This window comes from Bacilli bacterium (assembly GCA_036381315.1).
In the GTDB taxonomy this organism is placed as follows: Bacteria; Bacillota; Bacilli; order Paenibacillales; family KCTC-25726; genus DASVDB01.
In genome coordinates, this window is record DASVDB010000067.1 from 17,246 (window position 1) to 28,147 (window position 10,902).

11 protein-coding genes and 1 other annotated feature are annotated in these 10,902 nt (G+C 50.2%); of the genes, 3 read left to right on the forward strand and 8 right to left on the reverse strand.

The genetic code is table 11. The annotated features are described in order from the left end of the window. Positions 1–486: 486 nt before the first annotated feature. A complete protein-coding gene (locus VF260_05300) occupies positions 487–870 on the reverse strand; it encodes an Asp23/Gls24 family envelope stress response protein (GenBank protein ID HEX7056597.1) in 384 nt (127 codons plus the stop codon). 88 nt (positions 871–958) lie between these two features. Then, entirely contained in the window at positions 959–1,744 is a 786-nt protein-coding gene (locus VF260_05305; protein HEX7056598.1) for an SDR family oxidoreductase, read from the reverse strand. A 91-nt stretch (positions 1,745–1,835) separates the two neighbouring features. Between VF260_05305 and cax the strand changes: the two genes are divergently transcribed. Beyond that, positions 1,836–2,876, forward strand: coding sequence for a calcium/proton exchanger (cax, locus tag VF260_05310; GenBank protein ID HEX7056599.1), 1,041 nt, complete (start codon positions 1,836–1,838; stop codon positions 2,874–2,876). Positions 2,877–2,938: 62 nt separating this feature from the next. Here the strand turns inward: cax and VF260_05315 are convergent, their stop codons facing one another. The 5 genes from VF260_05315 to VF260_05335 form a co-directional block, all read right to left on the reverse strand. After that, a complete protein-coding gene (locus VF260_05315) occupies positions 2,939–3,250 on the reverse strand; it encodes a YlaN family protein (GenBank protein ID HEX7056600.1) in 312 nt (103 codons plus the stop codon). Between the two features lie 152 nt (positions 3,251–3,402). Beyond that, positions 3,403–3,642 (reverse strand): HPr family phosphocarrier protein, encoded by a 240-nt coding sequence (locus VF260_05320; protein ID HEX7056601.1) that lies wholly within the window; start codon positions 3,640–3,642, stop codon positions 3,403–3,405. A 143-nt stretch (positions 3,643–3,785) separates the two neighbouring features. Next, positions 3,786–4,901, reverse strand: coding sequence for an aminopeptidase (locus VF260_05325; GenBank protein HEX7056602.1), 1,116 nt, complete (start codon positions 4,899–4,901; stop codon positions 3,786–3,788). Positions 4,902–4,997: 96 nt separating this feature from the next. Further along, the gene (locus VF260_05330; GenBank protein HEX7056603.1) at positions 4,998–6,881 is read right to left on the reverse strand and encodes a sensor domain-containing diguanylate cyclase; all 1,884 of its coding nucleotides are present in this window, start codon (positions 6,879–6,881) and stop codon (positions 4,998–5,000) included. 81 nt (positions 6,882–6,962) lie between these two features. Beyond that, positions 6,963–7,697: an ATP-binding cassette domain-containing protein gene (locus VF260_05335; protein HEX7056604.1), complete on the reverse strand. Its 735-nt coding sequence runs from the start codon at positions 7,695–7,697 to the stop codon at positions 6,963–6,965. Positions 7,698–8,090: 393 nt separating this feature from the next. Between VF260_05335 and rpsD the strand changes: the two genes are divergently transcribed. Further along, a complete protein-coding gene (gene rpsD, locus VF260_05340; protein HEX7056605.1) occupies positions 8,091–8,690 on the forward strand; it encodes a 30S ribosomal protein S4 in 600 nt (199 codons plus the stop codon). 122 nt (positions 8,691–8,812) lie between these two features. Here the strand turns inward: rpsD and tyrS are convergent, their stop codons facing one another. Then, complete coding sequence (gene tyrS, locus VF260_05345; GenBank protein ID HEX7056606.1) at positions 8,813–10,069, reverse strand: tyrosine--tRNA ligase; 1,257 nt, start codon at positions 10,067–10,069, stop codon at positions 8,813–8,815. A 69-nt stretch (positions 10,070–10,138) separates the two neighbouring features. Continuing rightward, positions 10,139–10,391: a binding site (T-box leader), on the reverse strand. Positions 10,392–10,506: 115 nt separating this feature from the next. Between tyrS and VF260_05350 the strand changes: the two genes are divergently transcribed. Then, on the forward strand, positions 10,507–10,902 hold a 396-nt coding region (locus tag VF260_05350), incomplete at its 3' end, for a transglycosylase domain-containing protein (GenBank protein HEX7056607.1).

A 10,902-nucleotide genomic window follows, 5' to 3' on the forward strand; every position in this document is an offset into this window, starting at 1 on the left:
AACGGGGGGGATCGCCTTCCTGCACGGTGCAAGAACAAGTAGATCACCTCCCCGCAAAATCTACTCGCACAGCGCTAACGGACGCCACAGCGGCTATTTGCCGAAAAAAGGCTGAGCAGAAATTGTAACGGACGCCACAGCGGCTATTCACCTTATTTTTGCCTGAGTACCGCACAAAGTGCCAAAATAAGCTCTCCTGCGTCCGTTAAACTGGAAAACCGGGCGTAAAACCCAAAATAGCCTCTGTTACGTCCGTTAGATCGGAAGCAACCTACCATGACCGTTTATAGGCTGCAATTCGGCAAACCGACCGAGCCGCTGACAGGAACTTATTGGCTTAGCCGGTAGCCGTTTATTATTTGCGAAATTAATGCCTGCTCATAATGATTACCCGTAACATTAATTGAAAAAATATAGCGTACGAATTGGCAATCAATTCGCACGCCATTTTGCATGGCAATTTTCATTTTGGTTTTCACGTTTGTTTTATTTTACCCGCGTTGGCTGGTGTTCTTCGCTCTCATCTTCGTTAAACGACACGCCTTCCACTTTCACGTTCACTTCCACGACTTGCAAGCCCGTCATGGACTCAACCGCTTCTTTCACATTTTCTTGCAATTTGCGGCAAACTTCCTGGATTTTCGCTCCGTAATTCACGATCACGCGCAAATCGATGGCGGCTTCCGTTTGCCCTACTTCCACGCTGACGCCTCTCTGCGCGTTTTTGCCGCTCAGACGTTTCGTCAGACCTTCGGAAATGCCTCCCGACATTCCTGCGATACCCGGGGTTTCTGCGGCGGCTAGACCGGCAATCGTTGCGACAACATCGTCGGATATTTTGACAGTTCCCGTTTCCATTTCGTCAGTCATACGTTCACCCCTCTTACTCGTTCCTTAACTTTGGTAATATTGTACTTGGTGCGGCAAACGAAAGCAACTGGCGCAACCAAGCCGTGTCCTACAACGATTTCACCATGCCGCCGTCGACCATAAAAGTCGATCCTGTAACATACGTATTACGCTCCGACAGCAAAAATACCGCAAAATTGGCAAATTCCTGCGGTTTGCCGTAACGGCCAAGCGGTATTTCGCGAATCGCTTCTTTTTCCACGTCGGCTACGCTCGTTCCTATGCTTTTCGCTTTGAATGCGTTCAATTCGCGAATCCTGTCGGTTAAAATTTTCCCCGGACAAACGGTATTGAGCAAAATACCATCGGCCGCGAATTCCTCCGCCAGCGATTTCATCAAACCGAGGACCCCGCTGCGCATGACATTCGATAAAACAAGCCCGGGAATCGGCACTTTGGCGGATGTGGAAGCGACGGTGACGATTTTGCCCTTGCTTTCCCGCAAATAGGGGTGGCATTCGCGGATAAGCCGGACCACGCTCATTACGTTCGTTTGAAAAGCCGCTTCCCAGTCGCTGTCCGCGAGTTCCAGGAAACTCCCGCCGCGCGGGCCGCCGGCGTTGCACACCAGTCCGTCCAAACGTCCGAAATGTTTCAGCGTGTTTTGCACCAACGCGTATGTATCCGCGGAACGCGAAACGTCGGCCTGATGGGGCAATACGCTTACCCCGTATTTGTCGGCGAGTTGCCGCGCGAATTCGCCAATGCGTTCCTGCGAACGGCTGCACAGGGCAAGGTTTGCCCCTTCCGCCGCGAGTCCCTCCGCAATGGCGGCGCCCAAACCTTTGCTTGAAGCGCTTACGAGAAATACTTTATCTTTTAACCCAAGATCCATTTGGAATACCCCTTTCGATTGTCTAATTTCCGGCTGATGATTATAATATTATCGTTTAAAGCCAACAGGAGGAAGATCGCTTGAAGAAAAAATTCCCGATGTTCGCGTTTTTTTAATCGCCACATTTGTTTTAAGCGCCATTGCCCATTACGCCGCTTTGCCGATATTGCTGCAATTTTTGAGCGCAGCGGCGGCGATCGTGTTTGTCGCCGGTTTTTTGGGCCGCGCGACGGAAAGTGTGGCGCATTACGCCGGCGAGCGCATGGGCGGCTTTTTAAACGCCACGTTCGGCAACGCGGCGGAATTGATAATCGCCATTTTTTTGGTTAAAAACGGTATGTTTGACATGGTGAAAGCAAGCATTACCGGCTCGATCATCGGAAATATGCTGCTTGTGTTGGGACTGAGCGTATTGATTGGCGGCAGTAAATTTAAAACGCAGCGTTTCAACATTCGCATGGCGTCGCACAACGCTTCCATGATGACGCTTGCCGTGATTGCGCTGTTTGTCCCCGCCGTTTTCATTCATGAATTCACCACGGCTTCCCTGCAAAAGTTAAGCCTGATTGTGGCGGGCGGATTAATTGCGGCTTATTTATTATGGCTCGTCTTTTCGATGATCACCCACAAGGATGAACTGGCCGACGAGACCGGCGGCAATGAATCGCATACGCCGTGGAGCAAAGGAGGGTCCATTTTCTATCTGCTCCTTGCCACGATTATGGTCGCCTTTGTCAGCGAATGGCTGGTCGCTACGCTGGAACCGATTACGCACCGCTTCGGGCTGTCGGAATTGTTTGTCGGCGCGTTCGTGATCGCAATTGTCGGCAATGCCGCGGAACACAGCGCCGCCGTCATGATGGCGGCAAAAAACAAAATCGGCGCCGCGGTTGAAATCGCCATCGGCAGCAGTTTGCAAATCGCCTTGTTTGTCGCGCCGGCGCTCGTATTTGCCAGCCTTATTTTCGGCAAACCGATGGATCTGATCTTTACGGTGCCTGAGTTGACAGCGATTGCCGTGTCCGTTTTTATCGCCAAATCGATCTCCCAGGACGGAAAAACGAACTGGTATGAAGGCGTGCTTTTGCTGGTCGTTTATCTGATTCTTGCTTCGGCGTTTTTCTTTGCTTGAGACACGAAAAGGCAACCGCTGTTTACAAGCAAGGTTGCCCGCCACACGCTTATCTATTTCGGTTACGCTTCGTTTGGTTCTTCCTCGACTGATCTGGAATTGAGCGCTTCGTACAGCTGGGCCAAATTTCGCTCCAATGTGCTTAAAATTTCTTTCCCCGCTTGCGGAGTAACAAGCCCCACCCTTACGGCAAAATCAATTTCCCGGGACAAACCGTACATTTGGGTATCCAAAACTTCTTCGTACAATGGGCATCTTCTGTTGGTCAGCGTGCTCATTTGCACTTCGATAAGTTTGGCGATTTTGCTTGCGTCCTGCTTTAGAAGATCAAGCGACTTTTGGTTTAATGACAGCATAATATCCGAAGCAGACATGAAGCTCCCTCCACAATGGGCAAACCACTCTTTTAAAGATAGTTTAGTCGAAATCGGTGAAAGACACAAGAGACATAAGGAGAAAGCGGGCAAAAAAGAAAAAGATATCCCGCAAATGGGACATCTTTTCCACCTAAAAAGGCCGTTTCCCGTTAATCCACTACTTTTACTTTCAAATTGTGCTTGGCAAAAACCTCTTTCATGGCCGACTTTGCTTCATCGGCGTCCGGTCCGTGAACGTGCAGTTCATATTCGCCGGCGCCGACAAGCGTAGTAAACAGACCCAGGATGCTTTTGACATCAATATACTTGTTGTCGTATTGCAGCACGATAGAAGATCTGAATTTGTTTGCAGCTTGCGAAAGCTCGACGATCGCGTTTTTGTCCGACATGCCGTCATCCCTCCAAAAATTAATCGGCGCTTATGATTACGCATTCTATGATACTTGGTAGCGAGCTATTCCGCAAGCCAATCTTTACCTAAAAGGTGACGAAAACGATTGTGCAAAATTACAAAACCGCATCGTTTTGCTTGTCATTTCAGATATTCCGGGTTTAACCGTTCGAGTTCCTTGATCACAAATTTCCCGTCTTTGCGGATCAGGCGATCGTCGAAATAGATTTCACCGCCGCCAAATTCCGGCCGCTGGATCAGCACGAGATCCCAATGAATGGAAGACCGGTTTCCGTTGTCCGCTTCCTCGTACGCTTGGCCCGGCGTAAAGTGCAAACTTCCGTCGATCTTTTCGTCAAATAATATGTCCTTCATCGGCAGCTTGATATAAGGGTTAAAGCCAAGGCTGAATTCGCCGATATAGCGCGCGCCTTCATCGGAATCCAGTATTTCGTTCAAACGCGCGGTATCGTTGCTCGTTGCTTCGACAATTTTGCCGTTTTCAAACCTGAACCGCACATTTTCAAAGGTCACGCCGCTGTAAACGCTTGGCGTATTGTATTGCAGCGTTCCGTTAACCGAATCGCGGATGGGCGCCGTGAACACCTCTCCATCCGGAATGTTGCGTTCCCCGGCGCATTTTTTCGGCGGAATACCCTTGATGGAAAAACGCAAGTCAGTGCCGGGCGAAACAATACGCACTTGATCCGTCTTGCTCATCAATTCGACAAGCGGATCCATCGCGGCGGACATTTTTCGGTAATCCAGGTTGCAAACATGGTAATAAAAATCCGCAAACGCCTCCGTGCTCATGTTGGCCAATTGCGCCATCGCATCGTTCGGATAGCGCAGCACGACCCATTTCGTCCGCTTGACCCGCTCTTCCAAATGCACCGGCTTATAGTAATATGTATCGTACAGTTTCTTCTTTTCCGGCGGGACGTCGGCCAACTCGTTGACGTTTTCAAAGGCGCGTATGCCAATGTAACCGTCCATTGCCTCCATCTTTTGCAAATCAAACTCCATCCAATTTTCCATATGCTCTTTTGATGTTTGCAGCAGCATCGACCGCAACAGCGACTGGTCCGTCACCTCGACATAAGGCTGTCCGCCCCGCGCCGCAATTTCTTCAATGACGCATCTGGCCAATTCCCGCGCGGGCCCGATCATGTGCACCAACACCTTCTCCCCCGGCTGCACATCAATGGAATAGCCCACCAGTGTTTTGGCCAGTTGTTCGATTCGGGGATCTTTCATCGTCCATCCACTCCTTGAAGTGACATTGTATTTATTCTGTGAAAACAGACTTATTTTAACACGCATGCGCGCAAGAAAAAACCGCCGCGCGGCAGTTTAATTGGCGTGCACGATCACGGTGTTTTTTCCCCGGTGTTTGGCGTCATAAAGCGCCATGTCCGCTTTAAAAAACAGGCGTTCGACGCTGATTTTTTCTTCTTCCCAGTTCCAATGCGAAATGCCGCAGGAAATCGTGATGCCGGGATTTGTCTCGTCAGCCATGCGTTTGCGGATCCGTTCCGTTATCTGAAACGTATGTTCAACCGTCGTCTGGGGCAAATAGATGGCGAACTCTTCCCCGCCCCAGCGGGCGGCTATGTCCGTCTCGCGTATGCTGGATTTGATAATGTCGCTTACTTGGGTCAAAATCTGATCGCCGACTTGATGTCCGAACGTATCGTTGATTTCTTTGAAATTATCGATATCGATCAAAATCAGGGCGCCGCAAATATCTTTTTTCTGCATGCTGCTGATTTGTTCGTCGAGATAGTGGCGGGCAAACAGCCCCGTCAGACGGTCCGTAACCGCCATGCGGCGAACTTCCGCGTGCAGCGACGCATTGGAAATTGCGAGGCCGATATGGTCCGATAGCATCAGAAGCAGCTTGCAATTGTCGTACGAGAAAAAGTTCGGCAAAGGATGGGCTACGAGAATTACGCCGGCAACCTCACGATTGATAATAATGGGCGCGGCGATCAAAGAGCGGGATGAAGTCTGATCCATCAGCTTTGAAACGATTTTGTTTTGCGCGACATAATCGGATACAATCAGCGGCTCTTTCGTCTTTAACACCACGCCGGCATAACCTTCGCCAAGCTCGAATTTGCCGTTGACAACGCCCGGAATATTGCTTGCCTGGACAATCAGGTTCTTTTCGCCAACCTGCAAAATGCAGGCATACTTGGCGCCAAAGATGCTTAAAAGCTTATTGGTGGCGAAATGGAATACATCCTTGATTTTCAGGCTTTGGTTCAACCTGCGGGTTATCTCGTTTATCGTTCGCAGTTCGTTAATCAACGCGGTGGAATGTTCGTACAATCGGGCGTTTTCAAATGCCGATCCGGCCGTTTCCGCCAGCAGCGAAAACAGGTGCAAATCCGGCGCGCCATTGCGCTCGATCGGCATGACGATTTGCAAAATGCCGTAAATTCCCTGGTTGCCGCTTACCGGCACGGCAATCTCAAGCGTCTTGTTTTCCTCGTTGCGTTCCATGATCGGCTTTGCCAGAATATAGGCGCGGTTGCGAATATCCCGGCTATGATGATTAAAAATGATCGGCTTCACATGTCCGTCGGGGCTGTGATGATCCTGGGACAAAAATATTTCCACATCCGCGCCCGGCGCAAGCGACCGGAATACGTCCAACGTGTCGCTCAAAACCGCATTGACATCGAATTTCGCGTGCAAGCGCTTTCCGACTTCAAAGAGCAAATCGCGTTTCTGCAGTTCTTGTTCGTAATTCGCGCTGCGCAATTCGCTTTGTTCCATGCGGAATTTTTCTCGCAAATAGCCGATTAGATCGGTAAAAGAAAGCGCAGCTGCCCGCAAAAGAGCCAAAGTTTGTTGGTTGCAATACTTTCCCTCGGCGAGAAAACCGATGCAAGCGAGCAAATTTCCCGGTTTGGCGAAAACAGGCACAGCAAACGAACGAAAGCGCTTAAACCGTTCGTGCGTATGTTCCGCTTCCGACATTTCGGTGGCAATACCGGATGCAACCGCCGCCGCGGCGGCATTTTTCCCATAATCCGACAGATGGCTGCCGGGCGTGACCATTATCGTTCCAACAGGCGGTGTTCCCAGGTGAACGCTATATGTCACATTTCCGATTGGATCGGTTATAAACATGATTCCGGCCGGAAATATATTTTCCCGCAATACGCTATTTGCCCATTTGGAGAATGCCTGCTTAACCAACGCAGTGTCTTCGGGATCATCAAACATGAAAAATTGACACCTTCATTTTTCCAAATTCACCGAATTTAAGTATACAATATTTTTCAGAAAAGTTACACTATTTTTCGCTTATCCCAATATCAGTTTTTTCTCCTGTTGCAATAATCTGCGTCGGGAAACATCCAGTTTGATTTCGCCGTCCGCGATGCCGACGATGCGGGAACAATATTTTTCCGCCAAATCAATATTGTTGAGGCAGCAAATCACCGTCAATTCCTCTTCTTTGCACAAACGGCGGAAATCATCCATCACCTGCGCCGCGGAATGCGGATCAAGTCCCGAAACCGGCTCGTCGGCGCAAATGACTTTCGCCCCCCAGGCGAGCGCCCTGCCGATCGCGACCCGCTGCCTTTCGCCGCCGCTTAGCTTTTCCACTTTATAATCAGCCTTGTCCAACAGCCCGACCTTGGACAAATAATCGTAGGCGGTATAATGCTCATCCTGCGATACGAGCCCCGTCGCCATTTTCAACAAACCGCTGCGCCTATATCTTCCCGACAACACATTTTTTGCCGCCGTTTTGTTTTTGTTCAGGATCGGCTGTTCCGCCAAATAAGCGCACGCTTTGCGGTACAAATATTTCCGCCATATATTCATCGATTGCAGGTCTACGCCTTCGAACGTGATGCTTCCCTTGTTCCATTTCTCCCTGCCGGATATACAGCGCAACAACGTGGTCTTGCCGCTGCCGCCGCGCCCGATAATTGCGACAAATTCCCCTTTTATCAAGTGCAAATTAATATTGCGGAGAATGGGTGTTCTGCTCTCGCCCGCCAGTTTTTGCAAATTGCGTACGGTGATCATGGCTAACGATCGTCTCCTTCGCTGTAATTTCCTGTTATCAGCTTACACTCCGCAAGGCCGGTTCGCAATACCGGCTTGGCAATGCCGGCAGCGATGAACATTGATGATCCGGCGCCGCGTCACCCTTCGGATAATGGCGATAAAGATCTGACTGGCCGCAATTGGTCGCGAACCCCATTTGCTTGCCGTTGCGCGCATGCAAACGCTTGACATGCAGAGGAATTTTCTTTTAAAATAGGTTGTTGAGTGAGTCGATAGCAGTTCGGATCCTTGTGCTCCTCCCTCTCAGGCTATGCCGGCGATGGGACAGCGGCTGATAAATTCCGTCGAAGGCAACCGGGAGCAAAGGAAAAAACGCTAACATGAATATCGTATAAAAGGAGTAAGGTATGCATGGCTCGTTATACCGGTCCGAAATTTAAACTCAGCCGGCGCTTGGGCATCAGCCTGGGCGGCACCGGAAAAGAACTGAAGCGCCCGTTTCCTCCCGGACAGCATGGTCCCGGACAACGCAAAAAATTGAGCGAATACGGATTGCAGCTTCAAGAAAAACAAAAATTGCGCCATATGTATGGTTTGGGCGAAAAGCAATTCGTAAATCTGTTTGAAAAAGCGGAAAAAATGAAGGGGATCGCCGGCGAAAACTTCATGATCCTGTTGGAAAGCCGCCTGGATAATATCGTGTACCGCCTTGGCCTGTCCAATTCCCGCGCCGGCGCTCGTCAGCTTGTGGCGCACGGTCACGTAACCGTCAACGGCAAAAAGGTGGACATTCCTTCATTCAAAGTTAGCGTCGGCGATGTCATTGGCTTGCGTGAACGCAGCAAAAACTTGCCCGTGATCAAGGACGCGCTGGCAAGCCGCCAATACATTCCCGCCTACCTTGAATTCAACGAAAGCACAATGGAAGGCAAGTATGTGCGTTTGCCGGAACGCGCAGAACTTCCGCAAGAAATCAATGAAAAGCTGATTGTCGAGTTCTACAGCCGTTAATCGCGCTATTTACGCCATGACGCGCAAAGCTGGTCCGATGTTGGACCAGCTTTTTTTCATGATGTCCGCTTTCTTGCACGCCGCAACTTATAGCCCACAACTTATAGCCCATATCGGGACGATTATACTAATCTTACCCTGGCGAATTTGCGTTTGCCGACCTGGATAATGTCGCCGTCCGCTAGGGCGATCTCCGCATTCGGATCCGCAACCTTCGCTTCATTCACGCGCACCGCCCCCTGTTGCACGCTGCGGCGCGCCTCGGCATTGGAACTTTGCAGGTTTAAAGCGACCAGCAGCCTGGTGATCCTGATCTTGCCGCATTCCAATTCGGAGGCGGGCAACAAGACATCCGGAATATCTTCCGGCAGCGCCCGCTGTTGAAAGACGGTTTTAAACCGCCCTTCCGCTTCTTTGGCGGCGTTTTCCCCATGATACAGGCGCACCAGCGTGTAGGCCAAGCGCATCTTTGCGTCGCGGGGATGAACTTCGCCACTTAACAAGCCTTCCCGCAAGCGGCGCAACTCCTCATTCGTGATATCCGTCGCCAACTCATAATATTTGACCATCAATTCATCGGGAATCGACATCGCTTTCCCGTACATATCGTTTGCCTCTTCGTCGATCCCGATATAATTGCCGAGGCTTTTGCTCATTTTCTGCACGCCGTCCAGCCCTTCAAGGATCGGCACCATCATGGCCACTTGCGTATGTTGGCCAAATTCTTTTTGCAGCGTTCTGCCCATCAACAGGTTGAACTTTTGGTCCGTTCCGCCCAGTTCGACATCGCTTTGCAGCGCTACCGAATCATACCCTTGCATTAAGGGATAGAAAAATTCGTGAATGTGGATCGGCTGTTCCGCCGCAAACCGTTTGCTGAAGTCATCGCGTTCCAGCATGCGGGCGACCGTCAGTTGGGCGGCTAACGACACAACATCCGCAAACGTGAGCGGTGACAACCATTCCGAATTGTAATAAACGCGCGTTTTGGCCGGGTCCAAAATCTTGAAGATTTGTTTCTGATACGTCTCGGCGTTCAATTTCACCTGTTCGTGGGAAAGTTGCTTTCGCGTCTCCGATTTGCCGGTCGGATCCCCGATCATTCCGGTAAAATCCCCGATAATAATTTGGATCGTATGCCCCAATTCCTGAAATTGCCGCAATTTATGCAACGCTACGCTGTGCCCGATATGGATGTCCGGAGATGAAGGATCCATGCCGAACTTTACTTTAAGCGGCGTTTTTGTAACAACGGATCTTATAATATCCTGCTTGAACTGATCTTCGGGAACGATTTCAACTACGCCCCGCTGCAAAATGGCCAATTGACGGTCTATTTCCGCCCGTTGATCCGAGGTAAGCTCTTCCCATTCCGCCATTGTTTGGCGCCTCCTTAAACAGCCCATATAGCCTGGGTTTTTTCCATTAAAAAAACCTTCCAGTCTCCGGTAAGGGACGAGAAGGCCACTCGCGGTACCACCCTCATTAAAACTGCCGCCGCGAACATATTCCGGCAAACAATTTTCACTTTGCGTTGATAACGGGTTCTCCCCCGGTGATGGCTACTGGCGCTACATGGCAAATGCGTTCGCCCGCACCGCTCCCGGAAGTATTCGCAAACGTTCCGCGCCGGTTCGCAGCGGCCACCGGCTCTCTGACAGCGGGATCGCGTTTGCTACTTGCTCCGTTCATAGCGTTTCTTATATGTATTTTTTTATAGCATAAATGCCGGCTTGGAGTCAAACCGCATCGGTATGCTATAATATAGCTGTTCGCCTGCGGATAGAGAGCAGCCGAAGTTTAGGAGGATCGATGGATGCCAAAGCAACATTCAGCAAAAGAAACAAGCAAGAAGAGCGCCAATAAAACCGCCAAAAAAACGTTGCGGATCATGCTATTGTCCCTGTTTTGGATCATCATTGTCGGAATCATCGGCGCATTTTTTGCCGGAGGAGTGGCTGTCGGATATTTTGTTTCGCTGGTGCACGACGACCAGGTTCGCCACCGTGATTTCATCGAAAAAAAAATTCAGGAAAACGAAACGACCGGATTTGTCTATTTCAACGATGACACGCTCGTCGGCCAATTGCGCACCGACCAGGACAGACGGCTCGTTCAGTTGAGCGATATTCCGCAAAATATAAAAGACGCCTTTATCGCCACCGAAGACCGCAATTTTTATAAACATTACGGCATTGATCTTTACGGATTT

Excerpts from the sequence above, each read along its gene's own strand:
- VF260_05300 (HEX7056597.1), bottom strand. The coding sequence starts at position 870 with ATGACTGACGAAATGGAAACGGGAACTGTCAAAATATCCGACGATGTT.
- rpsD (HEX7056605.1), top strand. The coding sequence starts at position 8,091 with ATGGCTCGTTATACCGGTCCGAAATTTAAACTCAGCCGGCGCTTGGGC.
- VF260_05320 (HEX7056601.1), bottom strand. The coding sequence starts at position 3,642 with ATGTCGGACAAAAACGCGATCGTCGAGCTTTCGCAAGCTGCAAACAAA.
- VF260_05315 (HEX7056600.1), bottom strand. The coding sequence starts at position 3,250 with ATGTCTGCTTCGGATATTATGCTGTCATTAAACCAAAAGTCGCTTGAT.
- VF260_05305 (HEX7056598.1), bottom strand. The coding sequence starts at position 1,744 with ATGGATCTTGGGTTAAAAGATAAAGTATTTCTCGTAAGCGCTTCAAGC.
- VF260_05335 (HEX7056604.1), bottom strand. The coding sequence starts at position 7,697 with ATGATCACCGTACGCAATTTGCAAAAACTGGCGGGCGAGAGCAGAACA.
- VF260_05330 (HEX7056603.1), bottom strand. The coding sequence starts at position 6,881 with ATGTTTGATGATCCCGAAGACACTGCGTTGGTTAAGCAGGCATTCTCC.
- tyrS (HEX7056606.1), bottom strand. The coding sequence starts at position 10,069 with ATGGCGGAATGGGAAGAGCTTACCTCGGATCAACGGGCGGAAATAGAC.
- VF260_05325 (HEX7056602.1), bottom strand. The coding sequence starts at position 4,901 with ATGAAAGATCCCCGAATCGAACAACTGGCCAAAACACTGGTGGGCTAT.